The 20,408-nt window shown below is 44.3% G+C and carries 17 protein-coding genes; 8 read left to right on the top strand and 9 right to left on the bottom strand.

Annotation, left to right across the window (positions count from 1 at the left end):
- Nucleotides 1-6: 6 nt before the first annotated feature.
- From WKT20_RS01710 to WKT20_RS01695, 4 genes are all read right to left on the bottom strand, one after another.
- Entirely contained in the window at nt 7-1,896 is a 1,890-nt protein-coding gene (locus WKT20_RS01710) for a ComEC/Rec2 family competence protein (protein WP_278454192.1), read from the bottom strand.
- 87 nt (nt 1,897-1,983) lie between these two features.
- On the bottom strand, nt 1,984-2,640 hold the full coding sequence (gene rpe / locus WKT20_RS01705; RefSeq protein ID WP_118163400.1) for a ribulose-phosphate 3-epimerase: 657 nt from the start codon (nt 2,638-2,640) through the stop codon (nt 1,984-1,986).
- A 72-nt stretch (nt 2,641-2,712) separates the two neighbouring features.
- Complete coding sequence (locus WKT20_RS01700; RefSeq protein ID WP_118163398.1) at nt 2,713-4,005, bottom strand: porin family protein; 1,293 nt, start codon at nt 4,003-4,005, stop codon at nt 2,713-2,715.
- A gap of 3 nt (nt 4,006-4,008) precedes the next feature.
- Complete coding sequence (locus WKT20_RS01695) at nt 4,009-4,551, bottom strand: RNA polymerase sigma factor (RefSeq protein ID WP_118163395.1); 543 nt, start codon at nt 4,549-4,551, stop codon at nt 4,009-4,011.
- A 153-nt stretch (nt 4,552-4,704) separates the two neighbouring features.
- On the opposite strand from WKT20_RS01695, the gene WKT20_RS01690 reads away from it, so the two are divergent.
- Nucleotides 4,705-5,424 (top strand): NigD1/NigD2 family lipoprotein, encoded by a 720-nt coding sequence (locus WKT20_RS01690; protein WP_117700724.1) that lies wholly within the window; start codon nt 4,705-4,707, stop codon nt 5,422-5,424.
- A gap of 15 nt (nt 5,425-5,439) precedes the next feature.
- On the opposite strand, the gene fmt is transcribed toward WKT20_RS01690, so the two are convergent.
- Genes fmt through WKT20_RS01675 form a run of 3 tightly spaced genes read right to left on the bottom strand, consistent with a single transcriptional unit; the run spans nt 5,440 to nt 8,802 of the window.
- Nucleotides 5,440-6,411: a methionyl-tRNA formyltransferase gene (fmt, locus tag WKT20_RS01685; protein WP_270653052.1), complete on the bottom strand. Its 972-nt coding sequence runs from the start codon at nt 6,409-6,411 to the stop codon at nt 5,440-5,442.
- Between the two features lie 15 nt (nt 6,412-6,426).
- Complete coding sequence (locus WKT20_RS01680; RefSeq protein ID WP_117672573.1) at nt 6,427-8,226, bottom strand: chloride channel protein; 1,800 nt, start codon at nt 8,224-8,226, stop codon at nt 6,427-6,429.
- A 12-nt stretch (nt 8,227-8,238) separates the two neighbouring features.
- The gene (locus WKT20_RS01675) at nt 8,239-8,802 is read right to left on the bottom strand and encodes an L-threonylcarbamoyladenylate synthase (RefSeq protein WP_040313312.1); all 564 of its coding nucleotides are present in this window, start codon (nt 8,800-8,802) and stop codon (nt 8,239-8,241) included.
- A gap of 127 nt (nt 8,803-8,929) precedes the next feature.
- Between WKT20_RS01675 and dinB the strand changes: the two genes are divergently transcribed.
- Entirely contained in the window at nt 8,930-10,036 is a 1,107-nt protein-coding gene (gene dinB, locus WKT20_RS01670; RefSeq protein WP_204505815.1) for a DNA polymerase IV, read from the top strand.
- A gap of 443 nt (nt 10,037-10,479) precedes the next feature.
- Here the strand turns inward: dinB and WKT20_RS01665 are convergent, their stop codons facing one another.
- The gene (locus tag WKT20_RS01665; RefSeq protein ID WP_022052682.1) at nt 10,480-11,577 is read right to left on the bottom strand and encodes an Mrp/NBP35 family ATP-binding protein; all 1,098 of its coding nucleotides are present in this window, start codon (nt 11,575-11,577) and stop codon (nt 10,480-10,482) included.
- A gap of 19 nt (nt 11,578-11,596) precedes the next feature.
- A complete protein-coding gene (gene trmB / locus WKT20_RS01660) occupies nt 11,597-12,355 on the bottom strand; it encodes a tRNA (guanosine(46)-N7)-methyltransferase TrmB (protein ID WP_118163380.1) in 759 nt (252 codons plus the stop codon).
- Nucleotides 12,356-12,488: 133 nt separating this feature from the next.
- On the opposite strand from trmB, the gene WKT20_RS01655 reads away from it, so the two are divergent.
- The 6 genes from WKT20_RS01655 to WKT20_RS01630 all read left to right on the top strand — a co-directional run bounded on the left by WKT20_RS01655 (nt 12,489) and on the right by WKT20_RS01630 (nt 20,400).
- Nucleotides 12,489-14,228 carry a fimbrillin family protein gene (locus WKT20_RS01655; RefSeq protein ID WP_340416716.1) on the top strand — a complete coding sequence of 580 codons (1,740 nt, stop codon included), beginning with the start codon at nt 12,489-12,491 and terminating at the stop codon, nt 14,226-14,228.
- Between the two features lie 69 nt (nt 14,229-14,297).
- Complete coding sequence (locus WKT20_RS01650; protein WP_007563227.1) at nt 14,298-15,167, top strand: hypothetical protein; 870 nt, start codon at nt 14,298-14,300, stop codon at nt 15,165-15,167.
- Between the two features lie 11 nt (nt 15,168-15,178).
- Nucleotides 15,179-16,594 carry a S41 family peptidase gene (locus tag WKT20_RS01645; protein WP_340416715.1) on the top strand — a complete coding sequence of 472 codons (1,416 nt, stop codon included), beginning with the start codon at nt 15,179-15,181 and terminating at the stop codon, nt 16,592-16,594.
- 137 nt (nt 16,595-16,731) lie between these two features.
- A complete protein-coding gene (locus WKT20_RS01640) occupies nt 16,732-18,225 on the top strand; it encodes a TolC family protein (RefSeq protein ID WP_340416714.1) in 1,494 nt (497 codons plus the stop codon).
- Between the two features lie 9 nt (nt 18,226-18,234).
- Nucleotides 18,235-19,218 (top strand): HlyD family secretion protein, encoded by a 984-nt coding sequence (locus WKT20_RS01635; RefSeq protein WP_117700730.1) that lies wholly within the window; start codon nt 18,235-18,237, stop codon nt 19,216-19,218.
- Between the two features lie 6 nt (nt 19,219-19,224).
- On the top strand, nt 19,225-20,400 hold the full coding sequence (locus WKT20_RS01630) for an ABC transporter permease (RefSeq protein ID WP_022052676.1): 1,176 nt from the start codon (nt 19,225-19,227) through the stop codon (nt 20,398-20,400).
- Nucleotides 20,401-20,408: the final 8 nt, after the last annotated feature.

Here is a 20,408-nt window from a genome sequence, read left to right as displayed (position 1 = left end):
TAGAAACTACAGCACAACAGAATAAGAACCGTGAATAGAAAGGTCTGTATAAGATATTTTAAGTAATTGACATTCCCTTATAAGCTTTTCTCGGAAAGCATCACTCAATGAACTGTCCAAAATAACCTGCCGAATAACAAACAGTTTGTCCAACTGTGAAAGACTCCCCTTAAATCCCCTACAGATATATGCATATTCCAAAGGTAAACGTAATGAAGACTCACATGTTCTCCAGCGAGCATCATCCAGTACTGCAATATGCACATTTCTGATACATAGCAATCCCGTTTCAGAGCGATGAGTAGAAACACAATCTCTTTTACGGGTGTATACTTCCGAGCGGAAAAAGTACAACTGTTCCGGAGCTTCACCTGTATATTCCACACAAGACACCACTACAAACAGATTGCAAACCATCAGTAAACGAATCCAGTCAGAAGCCTTACGGTGTATACCGGATGCCCAGCATAAATAGAAGCAAATAATTACCGCAGTCAGCAGACAGGCCTGAGAAGAGGATAAATAAACAGAAGTAATCTGAGACCCGTCCAGTTGCTGAACCCACCGGGTGGATTCATTCAAAACCGATGTACACCATTCCAATAAGGTCATCACCGTACTTCCTACCATAGGTACGGAAGCTACACATAATGCAACCAGCGTCAACATCAGTATTCCACCTGCCAATATAACAACAACCAGATTGGCCAGTAGAAAATAAGTCGGAAAACTTCCGAAATAATACAGAATAAAAGGTAGCGTACCTAACTGAGCCGAGATAGATAGGCTGAGTGTGTTCCACACATAACGCAACACACAATTTTTTATGCATAACCAACGTGAAAACAAAGGATAAAACGCCAAAATAGAAAAGACAGCTGTAAACGAGAGTTGAAAACTTATATCAAAAAGAAAAAACGGATTATATATCAACATCAGAAAAGCAGCCAACACCAAGGAATGCATACCCGAAAAACGCTCCTCTGAACAAAATGAAGCAAAAGTATATAAACTATACATTACTACTGCACGTACCACCGACGAACTTAGCCCGGAAATAAAGGCAAAAAGCCATAACAAACAGACTACCAGAAAAGCTAAAATCTTACGCCCATGCTTTAAATAAGTCAACGGATAAAACAACCACAAAAGAATACACGAAAGAATACCCACATGCAGTCCTGATAACGCTAATACATGACTGACCCCAGCTGCACTATACATTGCTTTTAATTCAGGAGTCAAATCCGTTTTCTCCCCAATAGTCAACGCCGATACTACAGCCTGCACGTCCTGATCAAATCCCCAACTCCGATATACATCCACAACCTGTTGTTGACATACCTTTGCCAACTGGCTGACAGATAATGAACGAGGTTTTCCCGTACAACGCCAATTCCCGGCATAAGCCAAAGCCGTTCCGCTAATACTCTTTCGTAAAAGATAGTCACCGTAATCGAATCTTGTCAGTTCTTTCCCAGAAAAAGGATACGAAACTTTTGCATAAAAACACACACTGTCTCCACAAGCCAAAGGTTTTGATAAAGAATCCGGCATCCATGACAAAAGAATATTCCGGTCTATTCTTTTCCAGTTTCCGTTTGACAACCGTTGGACATCTACACGCACTTCCGCCCGAAATGTTTTCCCCCTGACTTCCGGCACACTTTCCACTATACCTTTATATATAGCAGGCTCTCCATCCCAATCATATTGCACTGTTTCTCTTTGATGGACTACCGATATTCCTCCCCATAAGAAAAAAGCCATGCCAGCCATCACTCCAAAGAGCCAGCGCCATCTCCATCGGGAAAACCAAAACACTCCTCCGCAAACAATAACCAAAAGTAACCATATCGCAACCCAATATGACCATGAAAAATTTTCCGGCCACAATGTGTCGAATAAAAAAATTCCGGTTGCCAGACAAATAGTCAACCGGAACAATGGGTATGCTATTAAAGAATGCAAGGCTCCCAATACTTACTCCACATATTTCAATTGCTGAATAGCTTTAATCATGTCTGGAGAATTAAATACAGAACTGCCGGCCACCAGCACATCTGCTCCAGCGCGCCGCAGAAGAGGGGCATTTTCCTGATTAACACCTCCATCCACCTCGATAAGGGCAGAAGCCCCGTTACGCGTTATCATTTCGCGAAGCTGCGCAATCTTTTTAAATGTATTAGGAATAAATTTCTGGCCACCGAATCCTGGATTGACACTCATCAGCAACACCATATCCACCTCTGTGATAATATCCTCCAATACAGATATCGGAGTAGCCGGATTCAGCGTAACTCCCGCCTTCATTCCAGCTTCCTTAATCTGCTGGATAACGCGATGCAGATAAGGACAAGCTTCATAGTGTACATTCATCATCATGGCTCCCAAATTCTTTACTTCACGAATAAATTTTTCCGGCTGCACAATCATCAGATGCACATCCAACGGCTTCTGACTAATTTCAGCCACATATTTTAATACAGGAAAACCAAATGAAATATTGGGCACAAACACACCGTCCATAATGTCCAGATGCAACCAGTCCGCCTCACTTTGATTTATTTTTTCCAAGTCACTCTTCAAATCAGCAAAATTTGCAGAGAGCAAGGAAGGAGCTACCATAATTTTTTCCATCGATTTATTTTAGTTAATCAGATTCTTTTCAACAAAGATAAGCATCTTTTCTAATAAATCAACTATAAAAACTTATTTGGTCACATTGAAGCGTAAGCCTAACTGCAAATTAAAATTAAGAGGGTGTTCTTTTCGTATGGTTTCTACTCCGCTATGGTCATCAAAATAATATGCAATTCCGGGCTCTACATATAATCCAAAACGTGAGGTAAAATTCACTTGCGCTCCGGCTGCTGCAGTCACTGACCACTGAAGCGGATCCACATCCAATGATGTGTTCTCAGACGTACGATTACCTCCATTCGTCACGGTAACAGTTTCCAGCTTACCTGATACACATTTCTCCATTACTCCTCCGGCAGACGCATATACAGAGAGCCAGCTATTTTTCCAAATAGAACGATGCAGTTTTACCGGTATACCCACATAATGCAATTTCTGGGTCTCTTCCACATACGATTTGGAACCGGAATAAATATCTGAAGATAAAAGTGTATAATTTAATCCTGTTTCCAATGCCCAGTCTTTATGAAAATGCCAGGCAACTGTCAGCCCCACCGTGACAGGCATATGATGCTTCACACTCGTCTGAGGAGTTTGTATCGCATTCTCCAACAAGACCTGACTGTAAGCCAGTCCTCCATTACTTATTGGAGACATATTCAAATCAGAAGAAGTATAATAAGCCGAACGAGCCACAAAACTACCCATTCCATCAAATGTATTCAACGAGCTATAAGGCGTATTGCCTGCTCCAACTCCAACCGAGAATCCAGAAGACTTATCCGACTTATTTTTCAGTGCCATGGCATTACGTTCCATACGTTCACGATCAGCTGCCCGATTTTCTTTCATGCTTCTGCTTCGTTCTGTTGGTGTTCTGGTAACCTCTTGTTCTACATTCACATTCTCTTTCGCCACTTCTTCAGGTTCTTCCTGATCCATTTCCGAAATAGCAGAAACTGGATCTACCTCTTCTTTATTCTCCACAGACTGTATAAGCGGAGTATGAGCTAAGAGAGAGACTGATTTTTCAGAAGATGTTTCTACAAGCTCAGTTTCTGCCATCCGCTCCTCTTGAAGAGGCACATACTCTGGCAAAGGAGTATCCTTCACCTTTACGGCCAGTTCCTGATTACGAAAATCAGCCTGCGGAAAAGACCAGAACCAATATGTCAGTGAAGACACCAGCAGCACCAGCACCGCCGCAGCCACTTGCCAACGTTTCCATAGAGGAATTACCTTCGGAACTTTAGGTTCCTCCAGTTCCTTGGACAACTTATCCCAAAGCCCCTCAGGAAGAGGTTCAGAATAGCCCTCCATCTGGTTACGTAAATTATCTATCCATTCTTTCTCGCTCTTCATTGCCTATAATTTCTTTCTATATTCATTTATTTTCTTTGCCAATAAAGTCTTTGCACGATAAAACTGAGAAGAAGAAGTATGCTCAGTTATTCCCAGCATCTGCGCAATTTCCTTATGACTTTTATCTTCAAACACATATAAGTTGAATACCGTACGATACCCATCGGGAAGTCCAGCAATCATTTTCATCAATTCAGCTTGAGGAATATCACCCACTCCCTCATCATCCTCTTCCGTATCAGGCAACTGCTCCATCAAAACTTCCTGCTGAGCCAGTTGATTGCGTTTTCGCAAATGCCCCAACGCTTCATTGACCATCACACGCGAAAGCCAAGCTTTTAAAGAACCTACACCTTGATAAGTAAACTGCCCAATTGATTGGAATATCCGGACAAACCCATCATGTAACACATCCTCTGCAGCCTCCCGGTCCCCGATATAACGAAGACAAATAGCCATCAGCGAACCGCCATACAGCTCGTACAACTCCTTGCGAGCCTGATTATCTGCCAGCTTGCATTTCGACGCTAATTCTTCTTCTGTCATATTCAGCTTATCGTGCTTTGGTTAATAAATGATGAATACACAAAAATACTGCACCTTTTTCTAATTAAAATCGTCATTAAAATGTTTTTAACTAAAAAAGGTGCAGTATCCGAAAATCATTTCATTTATTTACATGAAAAATCCAACTAAATTATGAGATATACAAAATACATCACATACATACTTTTACTTCTACTATACGGACACTTTTCTTCTTGTTCTGTTGAAGAAGAAGACCAACTTCTACTATCCTCAAGCAGTGGCAGCTTTTCCACATTGGGAACTGTAGTAAACACCGAACAACTCACAATAGACTCTGACACTTATGGTGCTTTACTTCCCGTTAACACCCATATCTTTACAGACAACAAAGTGAACATCTTAGGCCAAAGAGTTTTACTAGAAGTTTTATTTCTTGATAAAAATAAACAAAACAATAATTCTGAAGCTAAGAAAGTAGAAATCATCAGCCTTTACAAAGTACTGACAAAAGATGCTGATTGTATAACTCCTGAAGAAACAGTTGAATCAATCAATGATATATTCGGCACAGCCCCGATATGCATTACTTCTTCCAGTATCAGCAAAGAACATCTAAATATCCAATATGAAATTGGAGGAAATAACAGCAACATCAGCCATCGTATCAGTTTACTGGTTCCACAAAATGCCCATCTGGATGAAAATGGATTGCTGCCGGTAGAGTTACGCCATAACCCGGGAGCAGACTTGCAAATCAACTCCTATTGGGGAGTAGTTTCCTTTACGCTTTCCAGCATTCCGCAATATCAGGACTCTGCTTTCAAGGGTTTCCGCATTCTATATAAAATTAAAGAGGGCGACGATATACATACCGTCACCCTGCACAAATAAATATTGCCATATTCTTTATTCTACAAAGGAATTTTCCACGTGGCGGTACCCGCGAAGGAAGTCAGCTACCTCCATTCGTTTCTTACCTGCCAGCTGCAAAGACAGCACTTTGACAAACCCGTCAGTAGAAGCAATCTGAAAACATGTCTTCTTATCGGTTACAATGCTACCGGGCTTCAGATTATGTGCGACAAAGACTTTCTCCGTTTCAAAAATCTTCAATGCCAACGGAGCAGCATCACCCTGATGCAATTTCGTCCATGCAGCAGGATATGGAGAAAGACCACGTACAAAATCATATACCTTTTTCACTCCGGCCTGCCAGTCTATACGACAAGTTTCCTTGAAGATTTTAGGAGCCGGACGAAGTTCCGTAGCAGCAGCCAACTGTTCCTGTGGAATGGTCTTCACATTTCCTTCCAGAATGGCATCCACTGTCTTCACCACCAGGTCTCCCCCTAAGTGCATCAGCTTGTCGTACACAATCTCCACATTATCCGTATCCGCAATGGGCACACGTACCTGATCAATAATCTCACCCGTATCAATCTCATGCTTCAGGAAGAAAGTAGTAATACCTGTTTCTGTTTCACCATTGATTACCGCCCAGTTGATAGGAGCTGCGCCACGATACTGCGGAAGCAAAGAGGCATGCAGATTGAATGTACCCAAACGCGGCATGTTCCATACCACCTCCGGCAGCATACGGAAAGCTACCACAATCTGCAAGTCTGCTTTCAAGTCTCTCAGCTCGGCCAGGAAATTCTCATCCTTCAGCTTTTCCGGCTGAAGTACCTTCAATCCTTGCGACACGGCATACTGTTTCACCGGGCTCGGCTGAAGCACGCTGCCATGCCGTCCCATCGGCTTGTCGGGCATGGTGATGACCCCCACCACCTGATAGCCTCCTTCCACCAGCCGTTTCAAACTCTCCACGGCAAATTCAGGAGTGCCCATATATACAATTCGTAAATCTTTCTTCTCCATATTTCTTTTCGTTGTTTATTCTGCTGAAAAATCCACCATCACCTGACGATAAGTAGAAAGGATGCGCGATTTGGATACAAAACCGATATACTTGTTGTCTTCGTCTACCACCGGCAAATTCCAGGAGCCCGTCTTATCAAACTTATCCATCACGTCTTCCATTGAATCTGTCGTAATAATGCAGGCTTTTGGAGTGACCATAAAATTCTCTACCCGGTATTTGTGATACAATTCCTGACGGAACATGATATTGCGAATGTCGTTCAGTATTACCAATCCAATCAATTCATTGCGTACATCTACCACCGGGAACAGATTACGGCCGGATTTCGAAATGGCCTTCACCATCTCCGCCAAATCCATATCCGGACGAACCACCTGGAAATCTGTTTCAATGACAGTTTCCATGCTCATCATGGTCAAAGCCGCCTTATCTTTATGATGCGTAATCAGTTCTCCACTCTTCGCCAAACGCATAGAATAGATACTGTGCGGCTCGAACACGATAATAGTAAGGTACGCGCAGACCGACACAATCATCAGCGGCAGGAACAAACCGTATCCACCGGTCAGCTCGGCTATCAGGAAGACTCCGGTCAAAGGGGCATGCATGACGCCCGACATCAGTCCCGCCATTCCCATCAGGGCAAAGTTCTTTTCCGGAATGTATGTACCTCCCAACTGGAACTCATTGCACACATAAGAGAACACAAAGCCGGCAATACATCCCAGGAACAAGCTCGGTGCAAAAATACCACCGCAACCGCCACCACCGTTGGTCGCACTCGAGGCAAATACCTTAAACAAGATAATCAACAGCAAATACACCACCAACAGCTGTGAATTTCCGTAGAAAAGAGAGTTATTCATTACCGTGTCCCATTCGGCATTCGACCGTCCATTGAGCAACAGGGAAATGGTGTCATAACCTTCACCATACAACGGCGGGAACAGAAAAATCAATATACTCAGCATGGCTCCTCCAATCAGGAATTTCACATACGGATTACTATAACGGCGGAAAATATTCTCAATCCAGTTCATGGAACGGGTAAAATACCAGGCCACCAGTCCACAGAAAATGCCCAATGCAATGGCATACGGAATACGTTCCAAAGAGAACGGATAATCCAGGTGAAACTGGAACATGGCTTCCGTACCTGTGAGCAGATAAGAAACAGAAGCTGCCGTCACACTGGTAATCAGCAAGGGAAGCAAAGAAGCCATGGTCAGGTCAATCATCAGTACCTCCAGCGTAAAGACCACACCGGCAATCGGTGCCTTGAAGATACCCGAAACCGCTCCAGCGGCTCCACATCCCACCAGCAGCATCAGCGTCTTGTGGTCCATACGGAAAATACTGCCCAAATTCGAACCAATGGCAGAACCGGTCAGCACAATCGGCGCTTCGGCACCGACCGATCCACCACAACCGATGGTAATGGCCGAAGCAAAAACGGAAGACCATACATTATGCCGCTTGATACGGCTTTGCTTACGCGAAATGGCATACAGAATTTTGGTCACACCATGACTGATGTCGTCACGCACCACTTTTCGAATGAACAGTCCGGTCAGGAAGATACCTACCACCGGATACACCAAGTACAACCAGTTTACTCCTGTAGAATCAAAGTTTTCTGTCAGGAACTCCTTGATATACTCTACCAGGAACTTCAACAGACAAGCGGCCAGCGCCGTGCAGATTCCGACTAAAAAGCTTAAAATCAATACAAACTGCTTGTCCTTTATATGTCTCTCCCTCCAACGGAGAAAGCCCTGGAGCAAGCTGTTCTTCTCGTCTACAACTTTCATGAAAGAAAAAATTTATTCTCTAATAATTTTTACCACGCCCCCTTTGCCTAATTTGACAATACTGGACGGTTTGGGGTGACCGGTTTCTTCCCGACGGTAATCCACCACATAATCCACCGCCTGCTTGATTTCTTCCGTGATTTCACTGAACACGGCCGGTGCAGGCTGTCCGCTGATATTGGCAGACGTAGATACAATGGCTTTGCGGAAGCGGAAACAAAGTTGTTTGGAAAACTCCTCCGAGGTGACACGAATACCTACACTGCCGTCGGCTGCAATCAGATTCGGAGCCAGATTTCTCGCTCCATCGTAAATAATGGTCAAAGGTTTCGTAGTCATTTCAATCAAGTCCCATGCTACGGAAGGCACATCCTGTACATAAAAATCCACCTTCACCGGACTGTCTACCAGCACCAGCATCGCCTTGCTGTCAGCCCGCTGCTTTATTTCAAAAACGCGTTTCACCGCCTCTTCATTCGTCGCATCACATCCTATTCCCCACACGGTATCCGTCGGGTAAAGAATCACTCCCCCCTTCTGCAATACCTCGCAGGCTTTCTTAATCTCATCTTTCATCATATTTCTTTATTTTTTGCTGTCAAAAAAGTCATCCAAACCATTTTACAAACAGCAAAAATACAAATGATTTTTAGGATTTCCCAAGAATGTTTTGTTTTTTTGCAGAAAAGCTATCCACTCATTCATGCACACCGAACGAAAAATTATCCACATTGATATGGACGCTTTCTATGCGTCGGTCGAACAGCGCGACCACCCGGAACTACGCGGAAAGCCCATCGCCGTGGGGCATGCAGAGAAACGAGGAGTGGTAGCTGCCGCCAGCTATGAAGCCCGTAAATTTGGCGTACGTTCGGCCATGTCTTCACAGAAAGCGAAAAAACTGTGTCCGCAACTGATTTTCGTGGAGGGACGGATGGAAGTTTACAAAAGCGTGTCTGCACAGATACATGAAATCTTTCACGACTATACCGACCTCATCGAGCCTATCTCGCTGGACGAAGCGTTTCTGGATGTCACGGAAAACAAGAAAGGAATTCCATTGGCGGTGGATATAGCCAAAGAAATCAAGCAACGTATCCGCCAGGAACTTCATTTAGTGGCCTCAGCCGGTGTATCCTACAATAAATTCTTAGCTAAAATCGCCTCCGATTACCGAAAGCCTGACGGACTTTGTACCATTCACCCCGACCAGGCCGATGAGTTTATCCGCCGGTTGCCTATTGAAGCTTTTTGGGGAGTGGGCCCCATTACGGCCAAAAAGATGCACACCTTAGGTATTTATAACGGAGAGACCCTGCGTAAATGCTCGTTGGAAATGCTGCAACGGCAGTTCGGGAAAAACGGATTAATTTATTTCAACTTTGCCCGTGGTATGGACGACCGTCCGGTAGAAGCTGTACGCATCCGCAAATCTATCGGCTGTGAACATACATTGGAAAAAGACCTTTCGGCAGAAATGTCACTCATCATCGAGCTGTATCATGTGGCACGCGAACTCACCGACCGGCTGAAAGCCAAGGATTTTAAAGGGAATACCCTCACGCTGAAAGTGAAGTTCGACGACTTCTCCCAAATCACCCGCAGTATGAGTGTGGAACGGCCACTCCAACGCCTGGACGACATTCTCCCACTGGCCAAACGGCTATTGAAAGGTGTGGACTACAGTCAGCATCCGATCCGCCTGTTAGGCTTGTCGGTTTCCAACCCGAAAGAAGAACATGAGTTAGCCAACGCTGTCCGTTCCAACCCTATCCAATTAAAACTGGAATTTAAAGATGATTATATTTAAAATACTCCCCACGTAGAGAGTAACTCATACACATAAATCCAACCGATAACTATTTCGAACTTTTAAACAAATCGGCAGGCAAAAAAACGCAAGTGCGTTCAATCTAAAACGCAAGTGCGTTTGACTTGAAACACAAGGACGTTTGACCTTAAACGCAAGTGCGTTTTAATTTGAACGCAAGGGCGTTTTGAAAGACAAGAAAAACGGCCCCTAAAGGGAGGAGAAAAAGACGAATCTTGACGGGTTGCCGGGGTTGGCAGGCATTTTTATAAAGTATATATACGCGGGGTGTGGAAAAATACAACGCTTATATTTTTCCACACCTGTATATAGAAAGTTTAAAAAACCGGTGACAACCCCGACAACCCGTCAAGAAAGTGCCTGGAAAGGGCATAAAAAAGCGGTGCGCATTTTCTGCCACCGCTCTTATTTACATTTTTTAATCAATGCGTATGTACGATTTCCGTAGGAGCCATTTCGGCATTACGCTTTTCGGTCTGCGTCACCACATTGCGTGCCAGCTCCATAAAGGCCATACCGGTCATGGAGTTTTCGTCGAGGGCAGCAGGTGTTCCTGCATCACCACTCTCGCAGATGCTCTGCACGATAGGAATCTGTCCGAGCAACGGCACATTCAACTCTTCTGCCAGACGCTTGGTTCCTTCCTTACCAAACAGGTAATATTTGTTTTCCGGAAGTTCTGCCGGAGTAAACCAGGCCATATTTTCCACCAGACCGAGAATAGGTACGTTTACCTTGTCGTTGGTATACATATTGATACCTTTACGCGCATCGGCCAATGCCACCTGCTGCGGCGTGCTGACAATCACGGCTCCCGTAATGGCCAATGTCTGCAACAAGGTCAGGTGAATGTCGCTGGTGCCCGGAGGTGTATCCAGCACGAAATAGTCCAAATCACCCCAGTTGGCATCTGCCACCAACTGCTTCAGGGCGTTGCTGGCCATACCTCCACGCCAGAGTGTAGCCTGGTCGGGGTCTACAAAGAAACCAATGGAAAGCAACTTAATGCCGTATTTCTCTACCGGTACAATCAAATCACGTCCGCCCACTTCTTCTGCATACGGACGGGCATCTTCTACCTGAAACATCTTCGGAACAGAAGGACCGAAAATATCGGCATCCAGCAGACCGACCTTATAGCCTAACTTAGCCAATGCCACAGCCAGATTGGCTGCTACGGTAGACTTTCCTACTCCTCCTTTTCCGGAAGATACCGCAATCACATTCTTCACCTGCGGCAGCATCTTGCCCGGTTCCGGACGAGCGGCCTGCTTGCTTTCGGTAGCAATCGTTACCTCTACCTCTTTCGATACATACGTATGAATAGCGGTTTCGGCCGACTTGACTACCGATTTCATAAACGGGTCGGTCGGTTTCTCAAAAATGAGCGAGAAACTCACCTTCATGCCATCAATGCGAAGATTGTCGGCCACCATCTCCGCTTCTACAATGTTTTTTCCGTTACCCGGATAACGCACCGTAGCCAGTGCGTCCATAATCAATTTCGGATAAAGTGTCATATCTTTTTTCAGTTTTGAATCATTTGCTTGTTTTCAGTCCGCTGCGCTTACTCCGGTTATAGCTCCGGTAATCGTCCAGCTCAATCTCCACATCCGGCTCCTGCAACTCACCATCCTGCGGCAAGCGGAACTGGATGTACTTGATATTCAGTCCGCGGTCCAGCCACTGCTGTTCGTAATAGGTGCGGATGCTGAGAATATCATCGTCCATACCGGAATGATACAAGTCGTCAGTCATGAATTCCACCGGAAAATGATTGGCTTCAATCATGTACTTCGTATAGGTAAACATAAAATTACTGTCCGTTTTTAAATGTATCAGTCCGTCCGGTACCAAGAAACGACGGTAACGGTTCATAAAATAGGTAGATGTCAGTCGCTTAGTCGCTTTTTTCATCTGAGGGTCCGAGAAAGTCAGCCAGATTTCGCTTACCTCTCCCGGGGCAAAGAAACGGTCGATAATTTCAATGTTCGTCCGCAAAAAGGCTGCGTTTGTCAATCCTTCCTTCAATGCATCGGTCGCTCCGGTCCACATACGCGCTCCCTTAATGTCGACCCCTATAAAGTTCTTTTCCGGATAGCGGCGTGCCAGCCCCACGGTATATTCACCACGTCCGCATCCCAGTTCGAGCACAATCGGATGGTCGTTCTTGAAGAAATCACGGTTCCAGTTGCCTTTCATTTCGAACGGCACGTCATCTACCACCGAATACGGATATTCAAACACATGCGGATATTCCGCCATATCTGCGAATTTCGCTAATTTTCCTTTTCCCATATTTTCGTGAAACGTTTCCTTTAATCAATGCAAAGGTAAAGTTTTTCAATGTAATGCACAACTTTGACCAAAATTACCCTCAAAAAGTGGAAACGGAAAAAGGAATTTACGTTAATATAACAAAACTGCAATTATGAAAAGAAACATCTTTTGGACAATACTTTTTTTACTGACGGGTGGATGTACAAATGAAATGATTGAAACCAGCCACCACACATTACACATCAAAGGCAATGAAATAGGGTATTTCAATTCTCATTCACACAGCAGACTCAGTGAAACAAACGAAACATTACCCACAAGAAGCAATATAACCTTTTACAGCCAAGGAGGTATCCATGCCGATGAACTTCTGTTCACCTATAACGGAACTGCCTGGGAAGGAGACACCGACCTGAAATGGGAGGACGCACAACAGCAAGCCATCACAATGTCCTACTATCCTCCTTTGTATCGAAGCCATCAGTCTTTCTATCAGGAAGGTAATTTATGTGACCAGCTTTACGCCTCAAGCACTACCACATATGGAAATGATATCAATCTATCTTTCCGGCATTTGTTTGCACGTATCATATTCAATGTATCCAGCCAACTGAACAGCCTGATTGACCAAATAGAATTTATTCCCTCCCTATCTGTCATAAATATTACGCCTGAAACAGGAGAAATATCCTGCCAGCAATCAGACACCCCCATTCTTATGAAAAAAGACGACGGAGGTGCATACGTTTTCCTGATTCCTCCAGCCACTTTATCCATTGCCATACGCATTCATACTACCACAGGAGAAGTGCATGAAACGCAACTGAATGAATACACCTTTGCATCCGGCCACGAATACACGTGCCCCATAAAGCAAAGCGGTGAAAGCCCCGGAATTTCCACTGTAGAAGATTTCATCGCCTTCACTCATCTAATCAACGGAGAAAGCTACGAAGGCAGAAGTCTGGAAGAATTTGGCGAAAAGACTGGAGAAACCATGACCTATTACCTGCTTAATGACTTGACTTTTACAGCTGAAGAATCAGCGCAAATTCAAATGATTGGAATGTATGGCACAAGCAGCACCTCACAAAAAAGACTATTCAATGATGTGTTCGACGGACAAGGGCATAGTCTGAATGACTTACAATACACCAACCCGACCAGCGGCTATTATTATTCCGGTCTTTTCAGTGGAATATCCGCCGAAGCAACTATCAAAAATTTAATCATAAACCAGGCTGTATACAATAATCCAGATGATACCAACAAATCATCATTTCTGGCAGGTATCAACAAAGGAAAAATAGAGAACTGCATCATACGCAATTGCCAGATTGAACAAATTGATAAAAAGAACGAATTCGGGAGTATATCTTCCCGTAACGAAGGAAATATCATAAATTGTCATATAGGCAACATCAATCTAAAAATCGCGACTAATTATGGTAATGGAATTACACGTTATAATTATGGTGGAAAAATTATGAACTGTGCCGTCAGCAATTGTAACTTCAGCAAAGTACAATTAGGAGGTGGACTTATTTGCAACAGAACCCGAGATGGAGAGATACAGAATTGCTATATCACAGGGAGTGCAAGCAGCACCAGCAAATGTAATGCTATCAGCCTGGTAGCAGAAGAATCCAACATTATTCGTTGTTGTTTCTATCCGCAAGCATATACGAAGGCCCCAGTTGGCACCAATTATACGAGTTCACCCTCCGATTCTCTCATGAAATACGGGTCTCAGCAATCTATTACAGAAGAAACATTGCCCCAAGTATTAAACCAATGGGTATTAGGCAGCGGCTCCCAACTTCATCCCGACCTCTCTTTCTGTCTGTGGAAAAAAGGAGAAAGCCTGCCTGCCATCCTTGTATCCCCATAATTTTTCTAAAAATAAAAAGAAGGTATCTATAAATATTGTATTTTTGCGCCAAATGCAAAAATTGAAACCATGAACAATAAAAAATTTATCATCACCATCATTATATTGGCTGTCATTGTGGCTGCAGTATCATTCTTTGCCGTAAATGAAGCCCGTAAAAACAAAGAAATGAGTCAGCTCTTTGCGGTGGAAAAACAAGAAATGGAAAATGAATACAGCACGTTTGCTACCCAATACGATGAATTGCAGATTCAGATAAATAACGACTCCTTGCGTGAGAAACTGGAAAGCGAGAAATTGAAAACACAGCGCTTGCTGGAAGAGTTGCGTCAGGTGAAGACCAGTGATGCAGCCGAGATTATGCGACTGAAAAAAGAATTGAAAACCGTACGGGCCGTATTGCGAAGCTATGTAATGCAAATAGACTCTCTGAACAAAATCAATGCTGCCTTAATGCAGGAAAATCAGGAAGTAAAAAGTAAATATACTGCTGCTACTGCACAGATTTCCAATCTGTCACAAGAGACAAAGAATCTGAACGAAAAAGTTACACTGGCCGCACAGCTGGATGCTACCAACATTCAAGTGCAGACACTGAACAAAAGAGGACGCGAAACAGAGCGCGTAAAGAATATCAAGAAAATCGCTATTTCATTTACTATTGTCAAGAATATTACTGCACAAACAGGTAACAAGACCCTCTATATTCGTATTGCCAAACCGGATAACGAGATACTAACCAAGAATCCGGGCAACCAGTTTAAGTTTGAAGACCGTAATATCAGCTATTCTATTAAGAAATACATTGAATATACGGGTGAAGAACAGAGTGTCACTGTATACTGGGATGTAGAAGAATTCCTGCCAGCCGGTACATACCATATCTATATATTTGCCGACGGCAATATGATTGGCCAGGGTTCATTCCGCATGAAATAATTTTTAAGCACATGAGAAAGCACATCAGTCACCTGATATACAGCTGCCTTACACTTATGGGGGTGCTATCTTCCTGCGGAGAAGACCGCTCGGGAGAATATTATGCCTTGATTGCTACCAAGACATGGATTTACGAGGTGATGCAGGAAAACTATCTTTTCTATGAAGATATTCCGGCAGAGGAAAAACTGGATTTCTTTAAAAAACCGGCTGAATTTTTAACTTCAGCCGCCTCTTCCAAAGATCAGAAAAACGGGTATGTGTTTTCTCATGTAGACTCCGTGTTTACTACCTCGCGTGCCACCAGCACCTATCCTTGCTTCGGTTTTGAAGCGGCCTTGGTACGTACTGACGGAGGAACAAATGCGCTGAGAGTATTGTACACACAACCTAACTCGCCAGCAGAAGAAGCCGGACTGAAACGGGGTGACTGGATTATTGCCATAGATAACCAGAAAATATCCACAAGTGATTATTCCACTTATATCACCCGACCGACAAAAGCGTACAGTTTTACATTGGGTAAATACAATCCTTATCCGGAAGATGTGGATGACCCGGAATTCAACTACATAGAATTCGATACGCTAGGGGTAGTCCAAATGCCTGAGCCTCGTTATGTAGAAGAGCAGGATGTACTTAAATCTGGCATTATTTCTGCAGGTACACGAAAAGCTTTTTACTTGTTATATAACGAATTCGGAGAAAGCACTGATGCTCTTAAGGAAGTTTTTTCACAATTGAACGGACAGCAGTTTGACGATATAATCCTGGATTTGCGTTATAACCCGGGAGGATACGTAAACACATCTCATCAGCTTTGCTCAGCTTTGGCTCCAACTACGGCAATAGGGCAGCCTTTCCTAAATATGATTTACAACGATAAAATCAACAAAACAGAGACTCTGAACTTTGAGTCCAGTTCATTGACGGGAGAGACAAGTATCTCTTATCAAAATCTATATGTTCTCACATCTGGAAATACGGCTTCAGCCTCTGAAATTGTCATCAATTGCCTGAAGCCTTATATGGAAGGCCGCCTGTATCAGGTAGGAACAGCAACTTACGGAAAGAATGTGGCCCAGCAATTATTTACCAATGCGGAAGCTCCAGGCATAGAGTTGTGGCTCACTACTACCTACTTGAGCAATTCACAAGGATATTATGACTATTTTACAAACGGCCTGTTACCGGATTACGAAATAGAAGAAAACTATGGAGGTGAATTAGGTGATTTCGGCTCAGCCGAAGATCAACTTCTGCAACCGGTACTCTATAAAATGGCCAACGGAAGTTTCCCGGTAATTACTAATCCGGACGAATCAGAAGATGCCACGACTTTAAGCCGTAGCCGGACTTCCAAGCATGTACAATTACTAGTTGACCCCATCGCCCAGAAGCCTCATTACAATCGCATAAAAAAGTAAAAGTAACCGATAAGACACACACTAAGAAAAATTAAATTTATTACTGATTCTTTTCAACAAAACGCTTTGACTATTTGTTCTAATGTCATACATTTGCAATGTTGCATAAGCAACCAAATAAAAAGTCAGCATCAGTAATGAAAAAAATTACAAGTTTACTCTTACTGCTTGGCACAACTCTCAGCAGTTATGCCCAACAAGTACTTACTCTGGACAGTTGCCGGGCACTCGCTCTGGCCAACAACAAGGAGCTGCGAATTTCACAAGAAAAAGTCAATGCCGCCCACTATGAGAAGAAGGCTGCATTCACTAATTATCTGCCCAAGATTGATCTTACGGGGGGATATATGCGCACGCAAAAAGAAATATCCCTGCTCAGTGACGCACAGAAGCAAAGCATCGGCAACATGGGTACCAACTTAGGTAACCAGTTGCAACAAGGTATGCAGTCGGCTGAGTTCCAGGCTGCCATGCAACAACTTGCAGCTGCTAATCCCGGATTGGCTGCCGGCTTACAAGGGTTGCTACCTGGTGCCATAGCCGGATTAACGGATGGCCTGAACGCCGTAGGACAAGGCCTGGTGGATGCATTCCGTACAGATACCCGAAACATGACGGTGGGAGCTGCGACCCTCACCCAGCCTCTCTTTATGGGCGGAAAAATCATAGCTTACAACAAGATTACCAAATATGCAGAGCGCCTGGCTGAATCACAGCACGCCACAGGCATGCAAGACCTTATCCTACAGACGGACCAGATTTACTGGCAAATCATTTCACTCGTCAATAAGAAAAAACTGGCAGAGAATTTTTTAGAGCTGGTACAGAAGCTGGATTCAGACGTAGACAAGATGATAAAAGAAGGAGTGGCTACCAAAGCCGACGGATTAAGCGTTAAAGTAAAGGTAAACGAAGCCGAAATGATGCTTACTCAGGTAGACAATGGCTTGAACCTCTCAAAAATGCTTTTGTGCCAGCTCTGTGGTCTTCCATTGGAAACCGACTTCCAACTGGCCGATGAAAGCATGAAAGACTTACCCCTTCCTAACACCTATACGGAAGCGAACGTCAGCACAGCTCTCAGTAACCGTGAAGAACTGAAGAGTCTGGAATTAGCATCGGAAATCTATCGCCAGAAAGTAAACGTAGTCCGCGCGGACTTCCTTCCTTCTGTGGCATTGACCGCCAATTATCTGGTGACCAACCCATCGCTCGTCAACGGATTTGAAAATAAATTCCGTGGCATGTGGGCTGCCGGAGTAGTAGTAAAAATTCCTGTATTCCACTGGGGAGAAGGTATTTATAAGGTAAAAGCCGCAAAGGCAGAAGCCAACATCGCCCGCTACAAACTGGAAGATATCAAAGAAAAAGTGGAACTTCAGGTGACACAGAACTCCTATAAAGTAAATGAATCGACCAAGAAATTAGCTTTAGCCGAAAAAAACATGGAGAAAGCGGAAGAGAACCTGCGCTATGCCAATTTAGGATTTAAGGAAGGAGTCATTCCAACCAGCAATGTGCTGGAAGCACAAACGGCTTGGTTCTCAGCACAAGCCGGAAAAATAGACGCACAGATAGACGTCAAAATGAGTGAACTTTATTTGAACAAATCAATGGGAATTTTAAAATAATACAGATATATGGAAAAGACTCAACGCAACAATATCATGCTGGCTTTCTTTACATTGTTAGCCGTAATCGTTATCGTCAGCATCATCGGATTCTTCACATTAGGAAAAGGTCCTGAAATCATACAAGGCCAGGCTGAAGCCACAGAATACAGGGTATCGAGCAAGGTACCGGGACGTATCCTGAAATTCTTTGTCAGCGAAGGAGATAAAGTGAAAGCGGGTGATACACTGGCTATTCTGGAGGCTCCAGACGTGATGGCTAAATTGTCACAGGCACAAGCTGCCGAACAGGCTGCACAAGCACTAAATGAAAAGGCTTTGAGAGGTACAAGAAGTGAACAGCTGCAGGCTGCATACGAAATGTGGCAGAAAGCCAAAGCTGGACTGGAGATTGCCGAAAAATCATACAACCGTGTGAACCGCTTATACGAAGAAGGGGTGATGACCGCACAGAAAAGAGATGAAGCAAAAGCGCAATACGATGCCATGAAGGCGACCGAACGTGCCGCCAATGCACAATACACAATGGCCAAGAATGGTGCACAGCGTGAAGACAAGGCCATGGCTGCTGCACAGGTAGAACGTGCGAAAGGAGCTGTAGCCGAAGTTTCTTCTTACGTATCGGAAACTTACCTGGTGGCTGTAGCCGATGGAGAAGTAGCTGAAATTTTCCCGAAAGTAGGTGAACTGGTTGGTACAGGCGCTCCCATCATGAACGTAGCCCAACTGGATGACATGTGGGTGACATTCAACGTACGTGAGGATTTTCTGAAAGATTTCACCGTAGGAAGCAAGATTAAAGCCTACGTTCCTGCTCTGGAAAAGGAAGCTGAATTTCAGGTAACAGTCATGAAGGACTTAGGTACGTATGCCGCATGGAAAGCAACCAAGACCACCGGTCAGTTTGACCTGAAGACTTTTGAAGTAAAGGCAAAACCCGTGCAGCCTGTAGAAAACTTACGTCCGGGTATGTCTGCTATCATTGAAAAATAAATTCACATGTCGACAACCACCTATCAATGTTACCTGAAAGTGATGCGAAGAGAAATTCTCCGCATTGCAACCAAGCCGATGTACCTGTTCTGCATGGTCATCGCTCCATTGTTCTGTTTCCTGTTTTTCACCACCCTGATGGAAAACGGGCTGCCGACCAATCTGCCTGCAGGAGTGGTGGACCTCGACAACACCGCCACGACACGCAACATTATCCGTAATCTGGATGCGTTTCAGCAGACCCAGATTGTAGCTCATTACCCAAGTGTCACAGAAGCAAGGCAGGCCGTACAGCGCGGTGAGATTTATTCGTTCTATTACATCCCAAAAGGAACGACCGAAGAAGCCCTTGCCAGCAGACAGCCGAAAGTGTCCTTCTATGTCAACTATTCTTACCTGATTGCAGGTTCCTTACTCTATAAAGACCAGAGAACCATGTCGGAGTTAGCCTCCGCGGCAGTGGGGCAAGCAACCCTATTAGCCAAAGGAGCTACCGAAGATCAGGCACTTGCCTTCCTGCAACCTGTAGTCATTTCTACCCATGCACTGAACAATCCCTGGCTGAACTACTCGGTGTACTTGTGTAATACTTTATTTCCGGGTATCCTGATGCTGCTTATTTTCCTGACTACCGTATATACCATCGGAACAGAATTAAAAGAAAAGACTTCAAAGGAGCTGATGCAACTGGCCGATAACTCCATTGTGACGGCACTGGTGGGAAAATTGATTCCTCAAACCGTTACGTTCTTTATCATGGCTACGTTCTATAACGTGTACTTATACGGATTTCTGCACTATCCGTGTCATAGCGGGATTTTCCCGATGCTGTTAGCCGGACTGCTGCTGGTGCTTGCCTCACAAGCATTCGGTGTATTCCTTTTCGGATTGTTCGGTTCACTCCGTCTGGCATTGAGTGCGGCTTCTCTGTGGGGAGTCATTTCATTCTCCATCTCGGGATTCACTTTCCCGGTCATGGCGATGCACCCTACACTGCAGGCTTTGTCCGTATTGTTCCCCTTGCGGCATTACTTCCTGCTCTACGTGAATCTGGCCTTAAACGGTTATCCGGTCATTTATGCCTGGCATGCCGTTACCGCCCTGCTGCTGTTCATGCTCCTGCCTTTCTTCTTCCTAAAAAGAATACGCACGGCCATGCTGCATTATGTCTATATTCCTTAACCCTTTGC

Origin of the sequence: Phocaeicola sp. ICN-14070 (assembly GCF_037892625.1) — a bacterium.
Taxonomy (GTDB): domain Bacteria; phylum Bacteroidota; class Bacteroidia; order Bacteroidales; family Bacteroidaceae; genus Phocaeicola; species Phocaeicola plebeius.
The sequence above is the reverse complement of the archived record's forward strand: the minus strand, read 5'-3'. Positions and strand labels throughout refer to the sequence as shown.

Bases quoted from the DNA above. Each gene is read 5' to 3' on its own strand.
- WKT20_RS01655 (WP_340416716.1), top strand. From the start codon at position 12,489: ATGAAAAGAAACATCTTTTGGACAATACTTTTTTTACTGACGGGTGGA.
- WKT20_RS01650 (WP_007563227.1), top strand. From the start codon at position 14,298: ATGAACAATAAAAAATTTATCATCACCATCATTATATTGGCTGTCATT.
- fmt (WP_270653052.1), bottom strand. From the start codon at position 6,411: ATGGAGAAGAAAGATTTACGAATTGTATATATGGGCACTCCTGAATTT.
- WKT20_RS01675 (WP_040313312.1), bottom strand. From the start codon at position 8,802: ATGAAAGATGAGATTAAGAAAGCCTGCGAGGTATTGCAGAAGGGGGGA.
- WKT20_RS01630 (WP_022052676.1), top strand. From the start codon at position 19,225: ATGTCGACAACCACCTATCAATGTTACCTGAAAGTGATGCGAAGAGAA.
- trmB (WP_118163380.1), bottom strand. From the start codon at position 12,355: ATGGGAAAAGGAAAATTAGCGAAATTCGCAGATATGGCGGAATATCCG.
- WKT20_RS01700 (WP_118163398.1), bottom strand. From the start codon at position 4,005: ATGAAGAGCGAGAAAGAATGGATAGATAATTTACGTAACCAGATGGAG.
- WKT20_RS01690 (WP_117700724.1), top strand. From the start codon at position 4,705: ATGAGATATACAAAATACATCACATACATACTTTTACTTCTACTATAC.
- dinB (WP_204505815.1), top strand. From the start codon at position 8,930: ATGCACACCGAACGAAAAATTATCCACATTGATATGGACGCTTTCTAT.
- WKT20_RS01645 (WP_340416715.1), top strand. From the start codon at position 15,179: ATGAGAAAGCACATCAGTCACCTGATATACAGCTGCCTTACACTTATG.
- WKT20_RS01695 (WP_118163395.1), bottom strand. From the start codon at position 4,551: ATGACAGAAGAAGAATTAGCGTCGAAATGCAAGCTGGCAGATAATCAG.
- WKT20_RS01665 (WP_022052682.1), bottom strand. From the start codon at position 11,577: ATGACACTTTATCCGAAATTGATTATGGACGCACTGGCTACGGTGCGT.
- WKT20_RS01680 (WP_117672573.1), bottom strand. From the start codon at position 8,226: ATGAAAGTTGTAGACGAGAAGAACAGCTTGCTCCAGGGCTTTCTCCGT.
- WKT20_RS01635 (WP_117700730.1), top strand. From the start codon at position 18,235: ATGGAAAAGACTCAACGCAACAATATCATGCTGGCTTTCTTTACATTG.
- rpe (WP_118163400.1), bottom strand. From the start codon at position 2,640: ATGGAAAAAATTATGGTAGCTCCTTCCTTGCTCTCTGCAAATTTTGCT.
- WKT20_RS01640 (WP_340416714.1), top strand. From the start codon at position 16,732: ATGAAAAAAATTACAAGTTTACTCTTACTGCTTGGCACAACTCTCAGC.